The 18176-nt window shown below is 33.3% G+C and carries 17 protein-coding genes; 7 read left to right on the top strand and 10 right to left on the bottom strand.

Annotation, left to right across the window (positions count from 1 at the left end; translation table 11 throughout):
- Positions 1-58 precede the first annotated feature (58 nt).
- Positions 59-2620 carry a translocation and assembly module lipoprotein TamL gene (gene tamL, locus AC4FRF_RS10505; RefSeq protein WP_491159463.1) on the bottom strand — a complete coding sequence of 854 codons (2562 nt, stop codon included), beginning with the start codon at positions 2618-2620 and terminating at the stop codon, positions 59-61.
- 37 nt (positions 2621-2657) lie between these two features.
- Between tamL and AC4FRF_RS10500 the strand changes: the two genes are divergently transcribed.
- Complete coding sequence (locus AC4FRF_RS10500) at positions 2658-3389, top strand: TrmH family RNA methyltransferase (RefSeq protein WP_491159462.1); 732 nt, start codon at positions 2658-2660, stop codon at positions 3387-3389.
- Positions 3390-3392: 3 nt separating this feature from the next.
- Here the strand turns inward: AC4FRF_RS10500 and porT are convergent, their stop codons facing one another.
- Both porT and ubiE read right to left on the bottom strand, forming a co-directional pair.
- On the bottom strand, positions 3393-4094 hold the full coding sequence (porT, locus tag AC4FRF_RS10495; protein WP_491159461.1) for a type IX secretion/gliding motility protein PorT/SprT: 702 nt from the start codon (positions 4092-4094) through the stop codon (positions 3393-3395).
- A 15-nt stretch (positions 4095-4109) separates the two neighbouring features.
- Complete coding sequence (gene ubiE, locus AC4FRF_RS10490; protein ID WP_491159460.1) at positions 4110-4841, bottom strand: bifunctional demethylmenaquinone methyltransferase/2-methoxy-6-polyprenyl-1,4-benzoquinol methylase UbiE; 732 nt, start codon at positions 4839-4841, stop codon at positions 4110-4112.
- Between the two features lie 154 nt (positions 4842-4995).
- On the opposite strand from ubiE, the gene AC4FRF_RS10485 reads away from it, so the two are divergent.
- Positions 4996-5316, top strand: a complete 321-nt coding sequence (locus tag AC4FRF_RS10485) for a hypothetical protein (protein WP_491159459.1) — start codon at positions 4996-4998, stop codon at positions 5314-5316.
- A gap of 54 nt (positions 5317-5370) precedes the next feature.
- On the opposite strand, the gene AC4FRF_RS10480 is transcribed toward AC4FRF_RS10485, so the two are convergent.
- Complete coding sequence (locus AC4FRF_RS10480) at positions 5371-5868, bottom strand: dihydrofolate reductase (protein WP_491159458.1); 498 nt, start codon at positions 5866-5868, stop codon at positions 5371-5373.
- Between the two features lie 6 nt (positions 5869-5874).
- A complete protein-coding gene (locus AC4FRF_RS10475; RefSeq protein WP_491159457.1) occupies positions 5875-6210 on the bottom strand; it encodes a 2TM domain-containing protein in 336 nt (111 codons plus the stop codon).
- Between the two features lie 238 nt (positions 6211-6448).
- Between AC4FRF_RS10475 and AC4FRF_RS10470 the strand changes: the two genes are divergently transcribed.
- Positions 6449-6745, top strand: a complete 297-nt coding sequence (locus tag AC4FRF_RS10470; RefSeq protein ID WP_491159456.1) for an isoamylase early set domain-containing protein — start codon at positions 6449-6451, stop codon at positions 6743-6745.
- A 19-nt stretch (positions 6746-6764) separates the two neighbouring features.
- Here the strand turns inward: AC4FRF_RS10470 and AC4FRF_RS10465 are convergent, their stop codons facing one another.
- The 4 genes from AC4FRF_RS10465 to AC4FRF_RS10450 form a co-directional block, all read right to left on the bottom strand.
- Positions 6765-7589: a thymidylate synthase gene (locus AC4FRF_RS10465; RefSeq protein WP_491159455.1), complete on the bottom strand. Its 825-nt coding sequence runs from the start codon at positions 7587-7589 to the stop codon at positions 6765-6767.
- A gap of 78 nt (positions 7590-7667) precedes the next feature.
- On the bottom strand, positions 7668-8288 hold the full coding sequence (locus AC4FRF_RS10460) for a bifunctional nuclease family protein (RefSeq protein WP_491159454.1): 621 nt from the start codon (positions 8286-8288) through the stop codon (positions 7668-7670).
- 146 nt (positions 8289-8434) lie between these two features.
- A complete protein-coding gene (locus AC4FRF_RS10455) occupies positions 8435-9403 on the bottom strand; it encodes an electron transfer flavoprotein subunit alpha/FixB family protein (RefSeq protein WP_491159453.1) in 969 nt (322 codons plus the stop codon).
- Positions 9404-9473: 70 nt separating this feature from the next.
- The gene (locus AC4FRF_RS10450) at positions 9474-10220 is read right to left on the bottom strand and encodes an electron transfer flavoprotein subunit beta/FixA family protein (protein ID WP_491159452.1); all 747 of its coding nucleotides are present in this window, start codon (positions 10218-10220) and stop codon (positions 9474-9476) included.
- Positions 10221-10484: 264 nt separating this feature from the next.
- Between AC4FRF_RS10450 and AC4FRF_RS10445 the strand changes: the two genes are divergently transcribed.
- The 4 genes from AC4FRF_RS10445 to AC4FRF_RS10430 all read left to right on the top strand — a co-directional run bounded on the left by AC4FRF_RS10445 (position 10485) and on the right by AC4FRF_RS10430 (position 17401).
- On the top strand, positions 10485-11462 hold the full coding sequence (locus AC4FRF_RS10445) for a pyruvate dehydrogenase complex E1 component subunit beta (RefSeq protein ID WP_491159451.1): 978 nt from the start codon (positions 10485-10487) through the stop codon (positions 11460-11462).
- 150 nt (positions 11463-11612) lie between these two features.
- Complete coding sequence (locus AC4FRF_RS10440) at positions 11613-14102, top strand: DUF5686 and carboxypeptidase-like regulatory domain-containing protein (RefSeq protein ID WP_491159662.1); 2490 nt, start codon at positions 11613-11615, stop codon at positions 14100-14102.
- 120 nt (positions 14103-14222) lie between these two features.
- Positions 14223-14753, top strand: a complete 531-nt coding sequence (locus AC4FRF_RS10435; protein ID WP_491159450.1) for an inorganic diphosphatase — start codon at positions 14223-14225, stop codon at positions 14751-14753.
- A gap of 110 nt (positions 14754-14863) precedes the next feature.
- Positions 14864-17401: a sodium-translocating pyrophosphatase gene (locus tag AC4FRF_RS10430; protein ID WP_491159449.1), complete on the top strand. Its 2538-nt coding sequence runs from the start codon at positions 14864-14866 to the stop codon at positions 17399-17401.
- A 77-nt stretch (positions 17402-17478) separates the two neighbouring features.
- On the opposite strand, the gene AC4FRF_RS10425 is transcribed toward AC4FRF_RS10430, so the two are convergent.
- The gene (locus AC4FRF_RS10425; protein WP_161644347.1) at positions 17479-18093 is read right to left on the bottom strand and encodes a deoxynucleoside kinase; all 615 of its coding nucleotides are present in this window, start codon (positions 18091-18093) and stop codon (positions 17479-17481) included.
- Positions 18094-18176: the final 83 nt, after the last annotated feature.

Here is an 18176-nt window from a genome sequence, read left to right as displayed (position 1 = left end):
TTTTAGTGTTAGATTTTTGTTTTTAGATTAAGACCGCAAAAATAAGAATTTATTAGGATTAGAACGGATAATTTATTCCAAAATTTAAAACAGAGTGTCCAAAATTGTAATCTCTAAACCATTTTTTGCCTGTTTCATCGGCTGGATTGTAGGTTTTGAAACCAAAATCAAATCGGACAACAAAGAAACTTAAATCATATCTAAGTCCAAATCCGGAACCTAAAGCGGTATCTTTTAAGCTTGCAAAATTATTAAAAGTTGACTTTTCGTCCGTTACATTGTCAAAAACATTCCAGATATTTCCAGCATCGGCAAATAAAGCGCCTTTTAAATCACCTAAGATTTTAAATCTAAACTCGGTGCTTAAGGCTATTTTCATGTTAGCTTCGTTAAAATCATTAGTAGCGCCACTACGTCCAGGGCCTAAACTATAGGGTTGCCATGCACGGTTATCATTGGAACCTCCAGAAAAATAACTTCGGGAAAACGGAATGTAATCAGAATTCCCAAAAGGAATGGCGATACCAAAAAAGGTTCTAACGGCTAATACTTTTTCCTTGCTTAAATCCCAATGTTTGATGTAATCAAATTCAGTTTTTATGTATTCTGAATATTCTAAATTAAAGAATTCATGATTGCCATTTTGATTTACTTTTTGGTTGGTAGCATTTGAAATTAATGATAATATAGAACCAGCTGATTCGATTTTAGTTTTAAAAAGATAGAAGTTATTATCGGCTAAATCGGTTTTTGTGGTTTTGCTAAATGAAAAATTTGTAGCTAAAATAAAATCGTTTTCAGTGAGTCGAATTCTTCTTTCTTCAATACTTTTTACTTCCTTGTAATCGGAGTCAGATGGAGTTAATGGGGTGTTTCCTGTTAAAACATCTTTGGTAAAACCAGTTGTTCCCGATTCTATAATTAAATCTTTATCGGTACTGTTATTGAAATAATCGGGGTTGGTATTGTATATTTTTCCAATTTCGTTCAGCGCATTATAGGAAGATCCGTAAACGTTAAAGTAATTGGGAGAATTCAAGTTGCGAACAAACTGGATGTTTAAGAGGTCAAAACGAGCGGTGTTATTTCGTTTAGGATTCCAATTGTAAGAGAAGGTTCCTGTTACATTTTCTTTATCCAATCCGATGTTCTTTTGCGTAGCATAACCAATTCCAATTAGGGTAGACGGAATCATGCTTTTTGGGATGATTTTTTCGGTAGAAAAAGGCATAAATATTCTAGGGAAATTCAGTTTGAAATCCACACCATATTCTGATACGTTGAAGAATTGATTGTTTGGGTTTGCCAAATCTTTTGAAGAACCTATGTTTGCTCTTGTAGAAATTTCTAAAGTTTCGGCACCATTAAAAATATTTCGTATAGTTAACGATGGACTAAATGAGATACCAATGTCTTGAATGTTAGAATGAGTAAGGTCAAAAGAAGCCTGAAAACTGTATTTTTTTCTTGGGGTTAAATAAATTTTGGCTATCAACGAATTGTTTAGCGTGTCTTTAGTGTCCACTTCATATTGAATACTTGGTGGATTAAATATTTTAAGATTGGTTAAATATCTCGAGGTTAATACCGTTTTGTAATCGGCAAATGACGTTCCTTTGGTTATAAAGATAGCATCTGTAATGGCATGAGGTTTGTATTTTAGTTTCTCTCTGCTGTAAAGGTTGAAGTTTTCATAAGTAATGCTGTCAGTAATGTTTTGTTTACTGGTGTTAGGGGTGTAGTCTGTATAAATATCTACACTGCTTATTTTGTATAATTTAAAAGGCTCAGTCTTAGTTGAATCATTGTCTTGATAACTGTAGTCATTAATGTTTACATTGACATTGGCTTTGTGTTTTTTACCTATGGTATCAATGTCAAAAACAATGGAAGTAGGCTGAAAGTAATAGGCGCCATGATTTCTAAAATAATTAGCAAGGCGGTTTTTTTCATCAGAGAAATCAATGGTTTTGTATTGATGTCCCGATTGTATAATAGCATTTTCTTTAGCATTAGCGTATAAAGAATCTAGAGCAGGCGAGCTAATTGTGGCTTTAATAGAATCTAGAAAGTAAGCTTTCTTTGTTGTGATTTCATATTTTATTTTTCCTCTTTTTAAGCTGATAGTATCGTGTTCTGAATTGACGGCTACATCAAAAAAACCATTGTTAAAATAATAGTATTTAAGTCTGGAAACAGATTTTTGAGTTTTTGTAGAGTCGATAATCACAGGTGGCTCTCCCGTTTTTTTTAAGAAATCATGTATGCCGTGATACCAAAATGATTTTCCTAAACGATCCACTTGTTTGGCTGAAAGCCATTTTGCTTTACGTTCGTATTTGCCTGGATGATTTTTAAATTTAGCTTGGTAAGTAGAATCCGGATTTAAATTGGCTAAATTGTATAAATTTAGACGTAAACGATATCCTAGTAAAGTTCCGTTGGGTTTTTGGTACAGTTGATTGTGTACGTCTTCGTCGTTAATTTTTTTACTATTTACTAATATTTGATTGCTTGCAAGGAGCTGTTTTCCATCTGGAACTCTTTTTTCGGCGTTACAGGCAGATATTATTATTCCTATTAGAATAAATAGTGATATTTTTGTTGAAATTTTTTTCAAGAGGTCTAAAATATTTAAATCAAAAGTACATATTTTTATGGTTAGTAAAAACCAAATAAAACTTATAACTAGTTTACAACAGAAAAAGTATAGAATAAGCAATCAATTATTTTTTGCCGAAGGTGTAAAAGTAATTCAGGAGCTTTTGCAGTCTAATTTTGAATTAGAACATTTGTATACTACACAGTACGATTTTGAAGATGTTTTAGGGAGTAAAAAATCCTTAATTCACGAAAATGATTTGAAGAAAATAAGTGCTTTAGCGACTCCTAATAGTTGTTTAGCTGTTTTTAAAATTCCCCAGGAAAAAGCAATTGAAGAGAAGGGATTAATAATTGCTTTAGACGATGTAAGAGATCCAGGTAATTTAGGAACTATTTTGCGTTTGTGTGATTGGTTTGGAATACAACAAGTGATTTGTTCTAAAGAAACTGTTGATATTTATAATCCTAAAGTAGTTCAGGCCACAATGGGTTCTATTACCAGAGTGAATGTTTCTTATGTAGATTTATACGATTATATTTCTACAACCAACCAAGATGTTTTTGGTACTTTTATGGATGGTGAAAATATCTATAAAGCTAATTTGCCTCGAGAAGGTATTATTATAATGGGGAATGAAGCCAATGGAATTTCGGAAGCTATGGAAGCTATTATTAAAAATAGACTTTCGATTCCTCGTTTTGGCGATTTACAACAAGCGGAAAGTTTAAATGTTGCTACTGCAACAGGAATTATTCTGAGTGAATTTAAACGAAATTTAGCCTAGTTCTTAGTGGAAAGTAAAGTTGATTAAGATAGCTCTGCTTTTCATAGAATCAATATTGCTGGTCCAGGGACTGTTTGGGTCTTTGTCTCTAATAAGTTCGTCTTTAAGTCCAAAACATCCTCTAATGGAAGGAGAAAAGATGAAATATTCGGAGAAAAAATCAATTCCAAAACCTATTTCATAATTGGTTGTCCAAGATTTTACTCTGAATTTTTGTTGCAAATTATCATCAATTGATTTTGAGTTGGAAGATAAATTTAAAGTGGTTGATAATCCACCTACTAAATAAGGGCGAATATTACCCGTTCGCATCGAAGAGAATTTTAATAGCAAAGGAAAATGTATATAGGTGCTGTTAACGTCTCTTAACGCATCAATTTCACGTGTAAAATTAGGATAGTTTAAGGTTCTTTTGGTGTAATACAAACCGGGTTCAAAACGCAGGTTGATATATTCCTGTAGTTTTAAATCGGCAACAACTCCAACATTAAACCCCGTAGTTTTTTTTACTTGAATATCGGGTCCAACAGTTTTGTAATCTATTTTAAAATCAAAAGAATTGAAACCTAAGTAGTATCCAAAATACAAACGTTGTTTTTGGAAATTCTCTAAATTGATAATAGGGTCTTTACTAAACATTCCTTTTGACTGCGAATGTCCTCTGAAAGAGAGTAGGAGTAAGATAAAAACGACTATTTTTTTCATTTAAGTAAGCTTAGGTTATTTTTTTGATGCTGTATATATGGTTGCTACTCCAAAAGTTTGTGGCATCGCTTTTACATCTATAAACCCAATTTTTCTTAAAATATTGTTTAAGGCTTCTCCATAAGGAAATGCGGCCGCCGATTCTGATAGGTAGCCATAAGCAACATTATCTTTAGAGAACAATTTGCCAATTATTGGTAGTATGTTTTTGCTGTAAAAATGATAGCCTTGTTTGTATGGTGTTTTTTCAGGAATCGAAGTTTCTAGAATTACAAAAGTTCCATTAGGTTTTAGTACGCGTAAGATTTCAGTTAAACCTTTTTCTAAATTTTCAAAATTTCTAACTCCAAATGCAACTGTTATTGCGTCAAAATAGTTGTCTTCAAAGGGTATTTTTTCAGAGTCTCCTAAAATCATTTCAATTCTGTTGGAAAGATTTTTTTGAGCAATTTTTTTTACACCTACTTCCAGCATTCCGGCCGATATGTCCAAGCCTGTTATTTTTTTTGCATTAGTATTGGCCATTAAAATAGCAAGATCACCAGTTCCTGTTGCAATGTCTAAAATAGTTTCAGGTTGTGTGTTGGAAACTATTTTTAATACTTTTTTTCTCCATTTAACATCTATGCCAAAAGAAATAACACGATTTAAATTATCGTAATTTCCAGAAATAGTGTCAAACATTTTTGCAACCTGTTCTTTTTTACCTAATTCTGAGTCTTTATATGGGGTGATGTTTTTTGCCATTTTTTTTAAATTTTGACAAATATACTATAATGCCTTTTAAGTTTATATTCAAATTGTCTTTCAATTCAGATTTTCCTTTTTTAAAATATCACTAAAAGTGGGTATTGTTTAGTGTAAATGAAATATCGAATTTTACGTAATGAATTTCTTAACAATGATGAATAAAGAATGGATGCTTCAGCTTAAATGGTTGTCTTTTGCGTTGGCAATATCATTTATTCTTGTTATTTATTTTGACGGTGCTGCTTTTATTAAGAGTGGTACTAGGTTAAAAGCGCAAAATACGTTCTTAGGATTAAATTTTTTTTTGGAAATTTTAATTTTTATTTCCTTTAGTATCTTCGTGGTATTTGGTATTAAAGGCTTTTTTGAGATGTTTTCTCGAAAAATCGCAAATAAAATCATTCTTGTTTCGGGATTGAGTTTGTTATTTGCGAATTTGGTATTGTTATGTCAAATTATTTTTCAAGGTTAGAACACAATTCATTATCATCATTGTGATATAGAAATCAAAAAAAACACCTCATTTTTATTGAGGTGTTTTTTGTTTTTTAATATACGTATCAAAACTGTAATCGTATTTATGTTTCTCATCTTTACTTTGAAAACTACTACTAATTAATTCCCAGTTTTCTAAATCTATTTTAGGAAAAAAGGCATCAGCTTCAAAAGTATGATGTACTACTGTAAGCTCAATTTTATCAGCATAAGGCATTGCTAATTGGTATATTTCACCTCCGCCAATAATAAAAGCGTTTTCGTTTTTAGGACATTTTTCTATTGCTTTTTCAATGCTGTCTACTACAATACAACCTTCTGCTTTGTAATCTTTTTGACGGGTAATAATAATGTGGGTGCGATTGGGTAATGGTTTAGGGAAACTTTCAAAAGTTTTTCTTCCCATAATGATATGATGAGCCGTAGTTAAGGTTTTAAAACGTTTAAAATCATTGGGTAAATGCCAAACCAATTGGTTATCTTTTCCAAGAGCTCTGTTTTCTGCGGCAGCAGCAATCATTATAATCATTTGTATTTATTTTGTAGAAGGTTCTTCGTTGATTTGGCTGTTTAATTCAGCTATTTTTTTCTCTTGTAGTGCTACTAATCGGTCAATTTGTTCTCTTTCCCAATTTTTATTCATAAAACGATCGGTAATGAAAACTTTTATAAAATGTAAAATAAATAAAAATAACCAAAAAGTAATGGCCCAAATGTGCCAATTTGCATCTTGGTTGAAGTTGAAAACTTTGGTTGAAACAAATAAGAATAAGCTAGCTAAGAATAATAAAACAAAATGAAAATAAACCCTTTTTTTTTGTTTTATACGTTTTCTGGCATATTCGTATAATTCATGTTGTTCGGATTTCATAGGTTATTTTTTTTGTTTATAAAGATAAAATTTAATTTCGAAATGGCTATTAGTGCTAGAGAATATTTAAATTTTAGCTCTTTGCTTTTTTGTTTATTTAAAAATTAATCCTTTTATATTTGACAATTCATCTAGATTTTAACATTTTATTAAGCATTATCCTAAAAGTTACTTTGGGGTATTTCTACTTCAATTAAAATCATTTACTTTGTTTCATAATTCTAAAAATGAATCAGTTATGTCAATTAAGAAACAATTTATAAAGTCAAAGCCAGTTTGTAAAGTTACATTTTCTATCGAAGCTAAAGAAGCAACTCAAGCTTCAGTTGTTGGAGATTTTAACAATTGGAATCCTGAAGAAGGAGCTTTGAGTAAATTAAAAAATGGTACTTTTAAGGGGGCTTTTGATTTAGATAAAGATGCCGCTTACGAATTTAAATACCTGGTTGATGGTGAATATATCAACGAGAGTGAGGCAGATGCTTTTAAATGGAATGAATTTGCAGGAACAGAAAATAGCGTTTTAGAGGTTTAGTCTAAAACGCTTTTTTATTTTAAACGGCAACGTTTCCTTTAATGGTCTCGTGTGGTTCATAACCTACGAGAGTGAAATCGTTATAATCAAAATCAAAGATGTTTTTTATCGCTGGATTTAAAATCATTTTTGGTAATGGTTTTGGTTCGCGCGATAATTGCAGTTCTAATTGTTCAAAATGATTGTTATAAATGTGTGCATCTCCAAAAGTATGGATAAATTCTCCTGCTTCTAGGTCGCATACTTGTGCAATCATCATTGTTAATAGTGCATAGGAAGCAATGTTGAAAGGAACACCTAAAAAGATATCAGCACTTCTTTGGTAGAGTTGACATGATAATTTTCCGTCGGCAACATAAAATTGAAAGAAAGCATGACAAGGCGGTAAAGCTGCTTTGTTATTGGCAACGTTTTCTTCGAATGATTTTGTGGTATCAGGTAAAACTGATGGATTCCAGGCAGAAACTAGCATGCGTCTGCTGTTAGGGTTGGTTTTTAATTCTTGAATTAAATCTGATATTTGGTCTATTTCTTCACTGTTCCAGTTACGCCATTGGTGTCCATAAACAGGACCTAGGTCTCCATTTTGGTCAGCCCAGGCATCCCAAATTTTAACTCCATGTTCTTTAAGGTAGCCAATATTTGTCTCTCCTTTTAGAAACCAAAGCAATTCGTAGATTATTGATTTAAGATGTAATTTTTTTGTGGTAACCATCGGAAAACCTTTGCTTAAATCAAAGCGCATTTGGTATCCAAAAACACTTTTAGTTCCCGTTCCTGTTCGGTCGCCTTTTTGGCAGCCATTTTTCATCACATGTTTAACTAAATCTAAATATTGCTTCATAACTGTTTATTCGGTTATTCGGTTATTCGGTAAATTGTTTAATCGATTATGTGAATAAACAAATCTACAATTAACCAATTATGATTCTCTTTTTGAAATTTCGTCTCTTATTTTTGCTGCTTTTTCGTAATCTTCCTGTTCTACAGCCTGAATTAATAAATCGTTTAATTCTTGTAAGCTGTATTTGATGTAAGCTCTTCCACTTTCGGCTTCTGTAGAAAAAGATTCTGGATTTGAAATTACATCATCCATTACTTGGTTTTCTTTATCGGCTTCAGAAGGATTTGTTTTTAGATAAATTCCTGCTTTATCAAGGATGTTTTTGTACGTAAAAATAGGTGCGTTGAAACGCAAGGCTAATGCAATAGCGTCGGATGTTCTGGCGTCTATTATTTCTTCGATTTTATCTCTCTCGCAAATAATACTGGAGTAAAAGACACCGTCAACCAATTTATGAATAATAACTTGTTTTACTACAATGTCAAAACGCTCGGCAAAATTTTTAAACAAATCATGGGTAAGCGGGCGTGGTGGTTTTATTTCTTTTTCTAAAGCAATAGCGATGGATTGGGCTTCGAAAGCACCTATGACTATAGGTAGTTTTCTTTCGCCGTCTACTTCATTCAAAATCAAAGCATAGGCTCCATTTTGTGTTTGGCTGTATGAAATTCCTTTTATGGATAATTTGACTAAGCTCATAATTGTTGAAATGAAAATGTAGGTTTTTTATTTTTTGAATTCTGTTGGACTAAATTTTAGGATGCAATATTAATTAAAAAATCTGCCAATAAGCAAAGATACGATTATCTTATTTTATTGGACAGATATTTTGTAAGCTAATTAAATTATGCGTTTTGCGCCTTAAATGCTTTTAGTTTTTCAATTAATCTAGGAACAACATCAAAAGCATCACCTACAATTCCATAATCGGCAACTTTAAAGAAAGGCGCTTCAGGGTCAATGTTGATAACTACTTTTACTTTAGAAGCATTAATTCCGGCAATGTGTTGGATTGCTCCAGAAATTCCAATTGCAATATAAAGGTTGGTAGCAACAGGTTTTCCGGTTTGTCCTACGTGTTCTCCGTGTGGTCTCCAACCTAAATCGGAAACGGGTTTTGAACAAGCAGTTGCAGCACCAAGAATTGCGGCTAAATCTTCGATTAACCCCCAGTTTTCAGGACCTTTTAATCCGCGTCCACCAGAAACGACAATATCGGCATCGGCTATAGAAACTTTTCCTGATGTTTTTTCTACTGATTCTACTTTAATTCCGAAATCATTGTCGCTAATACTTGGGTTAAAAGCTTCTTCTGTTAAACTTGAAGTATTTTCGAAAAGACCATAAGAGTTTTTAGCTAAACCAATAACTTTTACATCGGTATTGATTTCGGTTATGTTGAATGCTTTATTAGAAAAAGCATTTCTTTTTACTTGAAAAGGAGTAGTGCTAACAGGTAATCCCACTACATTTGATGCAAATCCAGCTTCTAAATTTACCGCAACTAATGATGATAAGTAAATGCTGTCAGTGCTAGAAGACAAAATAACTAGTTTGGTGTTTTCTTGTTGAGCCGCTTGTTTGATAACGTCAGCATAAGCTTTAGCGTTGAATCCAGCTAGTTTGTCGTTGTTAATTTTTAGGACTTTATCAACTCCGTATTTTGATAATTCAGAAACGTTTTCTGTATTAATGGTTAAGGCAGTTACAGTAGTTCCTAATGTTTCAGCCACTTTTTTGGCATATGAAGCGATTTCGAAAGCTACTTTTTTAAATTTTCCTTCTGCAGATTCTGCGTATATTAATATTGACATGATGATTTTAGATTTTAGATTAACGATTTTAGATTTCAGATTTTTTGAACTGAATACTAAAAACTGATCACTAGATGACCTTCGCTTCGTTGTGTAATAAGTCTATTAATTCGTCTAAATTGTCTGGTGAAACCATTTTTACTGCTGATTTTGGTGCAGGTTTTTCAAATTTCACTGCTTTAGTGTTTGCTGCTGCATCAGTTGGTTCTACAATATTTAGTGGTTTTGTTCTGGCAGTCATGATGCCTCTCATGTTTGGAATACGTAAATCTTTTTCTTCTACAATTCCTTTTTGTCCACCAATGATTAAAGGCAATGAAGTTGAAACAGTTTCTTTTCCTCCATCAATTTCGCGAACTGCTGTTACGTTTGTACCGTCAACTGTAATGTTGATACAAGCATTTAGAAAATTATATTCTAAAATACCAGCAATCATTCCTGGAACCATTCCTCCATTATAATCTAAAGACTCTTTTCCAGCAATAACTAAATCGTAAGCACCATTTTTAATGACTTCGGCTAGCTGTTTAGCAACAAAAAAACCATCGGTAGGAGTAGCATTGATACGAATAGCTTCATTAGCTCCAATTGCTAAAGCTTTTCTTAATGTAGGTTCGGTCTCTGGTCCACCAACATTGACAACGGTAACCGTAGCTCCTTGTTGTTCTTGGAACCAGATAGCACGAGTTAATCCAAATTCATCATTAGGATTGATTACATATTGTATACCATTAGTGTCAAATTCGGTGTCGCCGTTAGTAAAATTGATTTTTGAGGTAGTATCAGGAACATGACTGATGCAAACTAGTATTTTCATGTTTGGATATTTTATAAATTTCGTAGATTGAGTTACAAAATTAGAATAATATTTCGAATAATTGGGTATCAATAACTACTTCGGGTTTTTAGCTTGCATTTTTTATTGTTTTTATAAGTGTAAAATAGCAAGATAAATAAGAGATATTCACATACCTATTATAAGATGTTAGATTTTAGGACGGATTATTTAAGTTAATTTGTGTTTTAAATGGTTTAAAATATTTATTTTTGCTCTTCAGAAAATTCAACATACAAAATTAATATGAGAACAATACAATTTAGAGAGGCCATTTGCGAAGCGATGAGCGAAGAAATGCGTCACGATGAATCCATATATTTAATGGGAGAAGAAGTTGCAGAGTATAATGGAGCATACAAAGCTTCAAAAGGAATGCTTGCTGAATTTGGCGAAAAAAGAGTAATTGATACTCCAATTGCTGAGTTAGGATTTACAGGAATTGCAGTAGGAAGTGCAATGAACGGTTGTCGTCCTATTGTAGAATATATGACTTTCAACTTTTGTTTGGTAGGTATTGATCAAATTATTAATAATGCTGCTAAGATGCGTCAAATGACAGGAGGACAATTTGATGTGCCGATTGTTTTTCGTGGGCCAACTGCTTCTGCAGGGCAATTAGGAGCTACTCACTCTCAGGCTTTAGAAAACTGGTTCGCTAATACGCCAGGGCTTAAAGTAATTGTTCCATCAACTCCTTACGATGCTAAAGGGCTTTTAAAAGCTGCTATTCGTGATAATGATCCAGTTATTTTCATGGAATCTGAGCAAATGTATGGTGATAAAGGTGAAGTGCCAGAGGGTGAATATGTAATTCCAATTGGGGTTGCTGATGTAAAAAGAGAAGGAACGGATGTTACAATTGTTTCTTTTGGTAAAATTATCAAAGAAGCTTTTATTGCTGCTGATGAATTAGCTAAAGAAGGAATTTCTTGTGAGATTATCGATTTAAGAACGGTTCGTCCAATGGATAATGAAGCTATTTTAAAATCGGTTAAGAAAACAAACCGTTTGGTAATTCTTGAAGAAGCATGGCCATTTGCAAGTATTTCTTCTGAGATTACTTATATTGTTCAAGAACAGGCTTTTGATTATCTAGATGCACCAATTCAAAGAATTACAACTGCGGATACTCCAGCACCTTACTCTCCAGTATTGTTGAAAGATTGGTTGCCTAATGCAACTGATGTTGTTAAGGCAGTAAAGAAAGTAATGTATAAATAATACATAGCAAATACTATTAAGGCTTCATCTTACGTTAGTTTGATGAAGCTTTTTTTTTAAAATAAATGTTTGAATGAGTCAGATACTGTCTTTATAATCAAATAGCGTATCTTAAATGATCTAAAAGAGAAGCAATAAATGTCAACATATATGAATAAGAAATACCTATTTCTAGTTTTGGTTTTTATATTGTCTGTTTTTTCAACAATTTTTGCTCAAACAAAAGTGAGCGGTATGGTGGTTGATAAATCTAATCAGCCGATTCCATTTGCAAATATTGTTTTAAAAGGCTCTAATGTAGGGGTGATGTCTAATGAAGACGGACGTTTTTATATTGAATCGCCTAAAACATACAATACATTGGTGGTTACTTCAGTAGGTTTTTCGGATAGAGAAATTACTTTAGATAAAGCGGTGAATTATAATTTTAAAGTCTTGTTGAAAGATGCTGAAGAGTTAAAAGAAGTAGTTATTTATACCGGTAAAACTTCTAAAAAGAACAATCCGGCATTAGATATCCTTAGAAAAATTTGGGAAAGAAAGCGAAAAAATGGCTTGTATCAATTTGATCAGTATCAAATGGAGAAGTACGAAAAAGTAGAATTTGATATGAATACTATTGATAGTGCTTTTATGAAAAGTAAGTTGTTTAAAGGAATGGAGTTTGTTTTTAAACATATTGATACATCAAGAGTTACGGGGAAAACCTATTTGCCTATTTTTATCAATGAGTCTTTATCGGATGTTTATGGAAGTAATAAATTAAATAAAGTAAAAGAGAAACTGAAAGCTAATAAGAATTCGGGCTTTAGTGATAACCAACAAATTTTGTCTTTTGTAAAAGATTTGTATTCTGATTATGATATTTACAACAATCACTTGACTTTTTTCGATAAGAGCTTTACTAGTCCATTGTCTAAAACAGGAATTGATGTGTACAATTATATTTTGAAAGACAGTGCTTTTATTGGTGAAAAATGGTGTTATAATATTTTGTTTTACCCAAGGCGAAAAAACGAGCTGACTTTTAAAGGGGATTTTTGGGTGAACGATACCACTTTTGCCATCAAAAAAATTAATATGGCAGTGACCAAAAGCGCTAATATTAACTGGGTAAAAGATATTTATATCGAGCAGGAATTTGAGGTAGAAAATGACTCTGTTTTTCTTTTGACTAGAGATTATATGATGTCGGATTTTGCTTTGAATAAAAAAGAACAATCCAAAGGAGTTTACGGAAAACGTACCACTTTATATCAAAATCATCAATTCAATATCGAAAAACCAGCTTCTTTTTATAAAGACGAAGTCAATTATATTGATAATGAGGTTTATAATAAATCAGACAAATACTGGGAGGAAAACCGTTTTGAAAACTTAAATAAAGACGAAAGAGGTGTTTATAAAATGCTGGATACTTTACAAACGGTTAAAAAATTCAGGCAATTGTATAATTTAGTTTCTATTCTAGGAAGTGGTTATATTCAATTTGGACATTTTGATTATGGCCCTATATTTTCCACATTTGGATACAATCAGGTGGAAGGAATCCGAATTCGTACTGGAGGTAGAACGTATTTTGGTCCTAATGATCCTTGGAGATTACAAGGGTATACTGCTTATGGTTTTGATGATAATAAATTCAAATATGGCTTATCTGGGAAATGGATGGTGGATAAGAAAAATAGAATTATTATTTCAGGAGGAAATAGGCGGGATGTAGAACAAATTGGCGCCAGCTTAACTACAACAAATGATGTTTTGGGCAGAAGTTTTGCTTCCTCTTCTCTTTTCTCGACAGGAAGTAACGGCAAGTTGACCAATATAAATTTATCTAATTTGGCGATAGAAATTGAGCCAGTTAAGAACTTGACTTTTCAAGCTGGTTTTTCATATCGAACTTTAGAGTCGGCATCGGATACATTTAGTTTGGATTATTATACTGATGCGACTAATACAACGACCAAAAGTGATGTGAAGCAATCTGAAGTGAATTTTCAGGTCGAACTAACGCCTAACAGAAAAACAATTGGTTTTGGTGTAGAAAGAAGTAATGTTGATAGTCCGTTTAGTCGTTTTTATATTAATTACAGTCATGGATTTAAAGGGATGTTTAATAGTGATTTTGATTATGATAAAGTACAGTTGTATTACAAGCAACCTATTATTATTGGGCCATTAGGACGCACGAATCTTACCTTAGAATTAGGAAAAACATTTGGAACAATACCGTTAGGTTTAATGAGTGTAATTCCTGGGAATCAATCCTATTTTACTATTGAAAATACCTTTAGTAATCTTAATTTCTACGAATTCGTTACGGATCAATATGCTACTTTGCAATGGGAGCACAATTTTCAGGGACGTTTGTTTTCTAGAATTCCCTTTATGCGAAAATTAAACTGGAGAGAAATTGTAGGAGCAAGAGCAGTTTATGGTACGATTACGGATGCTAATAGGGCTATTAATGCTTCGGGATTAACATACGTGGCACCAGAAGATGTGTATTGGGAATACAGTGCGGGAATTGGAAATATATTTAAGGTATTCCGAATCGATTTTGCTTGGCGAGGAAACTATTTGAATACACCCGATACACAGAAATTTTCTATAAAGGGCTCATTTGGTTTCTATTTCTAAAAAATAACGAAAAAAGCAGTAAAAGTTTAGTTCTTCTTTTTAAATGGAAATGTTTTGCTATAAATGAGGAATTAAATTACTTTTGTGCCCAAATAAATTCAACTTAAGATAATAAATAAAATGACTGCAGACAAAATAAACACTTTCGATGTTTTGATCGAAATTCCAAGAGGAAGTAGAAACAAATATGAATATGATTTCGAAATCAAAAGAATGCGTTTTGATAGAATGTTATTCTCTTCAATGATGTATCCTGCTGATTACGGATTTATTCCTGAAACATTGGCTTTAGATGGTGATCCTTTGGATGTATTAGTTTTGGTTAACGAGCCAACTTTTCCTGGATGTGTTATGGAAGTAAAACCAATTGGTGTTTTCCACATGGCTGATGATAAAGGACCGGATGAGAAAATTATTTGTGTGCCTGTTTCTGATCCAATTTGGAATTCATTAAATGATTTATCTGATATTAATCCTCACTTAGTAAAAGAAATCGAGCATTTCTTCCAAGTGTACAAAGATCTTGAGAATAAAAAGGTAGATGTAGAAGGTTGGGGAGATTTAGCGGAAGCTAAAGCAATCATTAAAGAGTGTACAGATCGTTTCAATGCAATTGAAAACAAACCGGAAGGCTTATTTAGTATTAAATAATTTTTCCTCCTATATTTTATAAAAAAAGCAATATTCGATAAGAGTATTGCTTTTTTTGTTTAAATTCGTTTCTATGCTGTTGATTATTAACCTTAACCAAAAACGAATTTATGAATACAATTATGATTTGGGTGCCTGTGATTATGGCATTAATAGGACTAGCTTTTATGTTTTTAAAAAGAGCTTGGGTTTTAAAACAAGATGCCGGCGACGGTAAAATGGCCGCTATTTCGGATTATATTTACGAAGGCGCCTTAGCCTTTCTCAAAGCAGAATATCGATTGTTGGCAGTTTTTGTGTTTTTTGCCAGTATCGTTTTAGCGGGGATTACTTTTTTACCCGGGGTTAAAACACATTTGTTAATTGTAATTGCGTTTATAGTTGGTGCTTTTTTTTCTGCCTTAGCGGGAAATATGGGAATGAAAATCGCGACTAAAACCAATGTTCGAACTACTCAAGCTGCTCGCACTAGTTTGCCACAAGCTTTAAAGGTTTCTTTTGGTGGTGGAACAGTAATGGGATTAGGAGTGGCTGGTTTGGCTGTTTTGGGTTTGACTTCTTTTTTTATCTTTTTCTATAATTTTTTCATGAATGGTTCGTGGACTTCAACAGAAGAAATGACAGTTGTGCTTGAAACCTTAGCAGGCTTTTCTTTAGGTGCAGAGTCTATTGCTTTGTTTGCCCGCGTAGGTGGCGGTATTTATACCAAAGCGGCCGATGTAGGTGCCGATTTAGTAGGAAAAGTAGAAGCTGGAATTCCAGAAGATGATCCTCGAAATCCAGCAACTATTGCAGATAATGTTGGGGATAATGTTGGGGATGTTGCCGGAATGGGAGCCGACTTGTTTGGTTCTTATGTAGCTACAGTTTTAGCTGCTATGGTTCTTGGTAATTATGTTATCAAAGATATGGGAGGAAATATTCAGGATGCTTTTGGAGGTATTGGTCCAATTTTATTGCCAATGTCAATTGCCGGTTTTGGAATTCTATTTTCTATTATTGGAACATTATTAGTAAAAATTACTGATGATAATGCCAAGGAAGCACAGGTGCAAAAAGCATTAAATAAAGGAAACTGGGTCGCTATTGTTTTAACGGCTGTGAGTTGTTTCTTTTTAGTACAATATTTGTTGCCAGAAACCATGAGAATGGAGTTTTTTGGAGAAGGAAGCCAGGAAATTTCATCGATGCGTGTTTTTTATGCTACAATAGTTGGATTGATTGTTGGCGGAGTAATTTCTTCGGTAACAGAATACTATACTGGTTTAGGGACAAAACCAGTAATGGCAATTGTGCAAAAATCGAGTACAGGTGCTGGGACCAACGTGATTGCAGGTTTGGCAACCGGAATGGTTTCTACATTTCCAACGGTTTTATTGTTTGCAGGGGCTATTTGGGTGTCCTATAGTTTGGCTGGATTTTACGGTGTAGCATTATCGGCTTCGGCAATGATGGCTACTACAGCCATGCAATTGGCAATTGATGCTTTTGGACCAATATCTGACAACGCAGGAGGAATTGCTGAAATGAGTGAATTGCCTAAAGAAGTACGTACCCGTACCGATATTTTAGATTCTGTTGGAAACACTACCGCAGCCACAGGAAAAGGTTTTGCTATTGCTTCAGCGGCATTAACTTCGTTAGCTTTATTTGCTGCTTATGTCACTTTTACAGGAATTGACGGAATTAATATTTTTAAAGCACCAGTTTTAGCGATGTTGTTTGTGGGCGGAATGATTCCTGTAGTTTTCTCTGCATTAGCTATGAATTCGGTAGGGAAAGCAGCGATGGATATGGTGTACGAAGTGCGTCGTCAGTTCAAGGAGATTCCTGGAATTATGGAAGGAACGGCAAAACCAGAATATGCTAAATGTGTTGATATTTCTACCAAAGCTGCTTTGCGCGAAATGATGTTGCCAGGGGTTTTGACTATTGGTTTTCCAATAGCAATTGTTTTACTAGGTAAATTAGTCTATGGCGATAATAATCAGCTAATTGCCGAAATGCTTGGAGGTTATATGGCTGGTGTAACAGTTTCCGGAGTGCTTTGGGCTGTTTTTCAAAACAATGCGGGAGGTGCCTGGGATAATGCAAAAAAATCTTTTGAAGCAGGAGTAATGATTAATGGCGAAATGACCTATAAAGGTTCTGATGCACATAAAGCAGCAGTAACAGGTGATACTGTTGGGGATCCTTTTAAAGATACTTCTGGGCCTTCCATGAATATTTTAATTAAGTTAACTTGCTTAATTGGATTAGTGATAGCTCCAATTTTAGGGAACGGCAATCTTTCTGAAGTTCAAACAATGACAAGCACAACAACTGTGAAATCGTATGCCAATGAAGCAATGGTGGGTAAATGTGATATGTCAAATTGTGCCAAAATGACCAAAGAGGAATGTGCTAAAATGTGTGATGAGATGGGATGCACGCCAGAAGAAAAAGAAATGTGTATGTTGCATTACGATGCCAATGGTAAATTTATAGCAACGAGTAAAGTGTCAAAAAAAGAAGTTAAATTCGAAATAATTGAGAAAAAGGGAAATTCAAAAGCGACTGTTACTACTATTGAAAATGGAAAAGAAAAAAGTCAAATTTTTGAAGGTTCGTCTGAATTAGTTAAAGCTAAGGTAGAAGCTTTAAAATAGTTTGTTTATACTACTATACAAAAAAAAAGGCCTCGAATTCTCGAGGCTTTTGTATATTTATATAAGAAGGATTGGATTTAAAATAATCCGTTCAATTCGGCATTGATGCGTTCAATGATGTTTCCTAAGTCTTCTGGATTGTCAACAAAGTTAATTTTATCGACATCTATAATTAATAGTTTTCCTTTGTTGTATGTGTGAATCCAAGCTTCGTAACGTTCGTTCAAACGACTCAGGTAATCAATAGAAATGGAGTTTTCGTATTCGCGTCCGCGTTTATGAATTTGACCTACTAAATTAGGAATGGAACTTCTGAGGTAAATTAATAAGTCAGGAGCTTTAACCGTAGATTCCATTAATTCGAAAAGAGTCGAATAATTCTGAAAATCACGATTAGTCATCAATCCCATCGCATAAAGATTGGGGGCAAAAATATAAGCATCTTCGTAAATGGTTCTGTCTTGAATTACTTTTTTTCCGCTTTCGCGAATTTGCATTACTTGACGAAAACGGCTGTTCAAAAAATAAATTTGAAGATTAAAAGACCAGCGTTCCATTTGGTGGTAAAAATCATCTAAATAAGGGTTGTCTACTACATCCTCGTAATGAGGTTCCCATTTAAAATGTTTGGAGAGTAAAGCGGTTAAAGTGGTTTTTCCTGAGCCTATATTTCCTGCTACTGCTATGTGCATTATGTTGTTAGCGTTTTATAATTTGTATTTTACTTTTTTGTAAAAATAGCAAAAAAAATAGTCTTTGTTGTGGGAAATTAGAT

The organism is Flavobacterium sp. ST-158, assembly GCF_058309975.1.
The sequence above is the reverse complement of the archived record's forward strand: the minus strand, read 5'-3'. Positions and strand labels throughout refer to the sequence as shown.

Coding starts and splice junctions, on each gene's coding strand:
- porT (WP_491159461.1), bottom strand. CDS start 4,094: ATGAAAAAAATAGTCGTTTTTATCTTACTCCTACTCTCTTTCAGAGGA.
- AC4FRF_RS10480 (WP_491159458.1), bottom strand. CDS start 5,868: ATGATTATAATGATTGCTGCTGCCGCAGAAAACAGAGCTCTTGGAAAA.
- AC4FRF_RS10435 (WP_491159450.1), top strand. CDS start 14,223: ATGACTGCAGACAAAATAAACACTTTCGATGTTTTGATCGAAATTCCA.
- AC4FRF_RS10485 (WP_491159459.1), top strand. CDS start 4,996: ATGATGAATAAAGAATGGATGCTTCAGCTTAAATGGTTGTCTTTTGCG.
- AC4FRF_RS10465 (WP_491159455.1), bottom strand. CDS start 7,589: ATGAAGCAATATTTAGATTTAGTTAAACATGTGATGAAAAATGGCTGC.
- AC4FRF_RS10445 (WP_491159451.1), top strand. CDS start 10,485: ATGAGAACAATACAATTTAGAGAGGCCATTTGCGAAGCGATGAGCGAA.
- AC4FRF_RS10455 (WP_491159453.1), bottom strand. CDS start 9,403: ATGTCAATATTAATATACGCAGAATCTGCAGAAGGAAAATTTAAAAAA.
- AC4FRF_RS10440 (WP_491159662.1), top strand. CDS start 11,613: ATGAATAAGAAATACCTATTTCTAGTTTTGGTTTTTATATTGTCTGTT.
- AC4FRF_RS10500 (WP_491159462.1), top strand. CDS start 2,658: ATGGTTAGTAAAAACCAAATAAAACTTATAACTAGTTTACAACAGAAA.
- AC4FRF_RS10470 (WP_491159456.1), top strand. CDS start 6,449: ATGTCAATTAAGAAACAATTTATAAAGTCAAAGCCAGTTTGTAAAGTT.
- ubiE (WP_491159460.1), bottom strand. CDS start 4,841: ATGGCAAAAAACATCACCCCATATAAAGACTCAGAATTAGGTAAAAAA.
- AC4FRF_RS10460 (WP_491159454.1), bottom strand. CDS start 8,288: ATGAGCTTAGTCAAATTATCCATAAAAGGAATTTCATACAGCCAAACA.
- AC4FRF_RS10425 (WP_161644347.1), bottom strand. CDS start 18,093: ATGCACATAGCAGTAGCAGGAAATATAGGCTCAGGAAAAACCACTTTA.
- AC4FRF_RS10430 (WP_491159449.1), top strand. CDS start 14,864: ATGAATACAATTATGATTTGGGTGCCTGTGATTATGGCATTAATAGGA.
- AC4FRF_RS10450 (WP_491159452.1), bottom strand. CDS start 10,220: ATGAAAATACTAGTTTGCATCAGTCATGTTCCTGATACTACCTCAAAA.
- AC4FRF_RS10475 (WP_491159457.1), bottom strand. CDS start 6,210: ATGAAATCCGAACAACATGAATTATACGAATATGCCAGAAAACGTATA.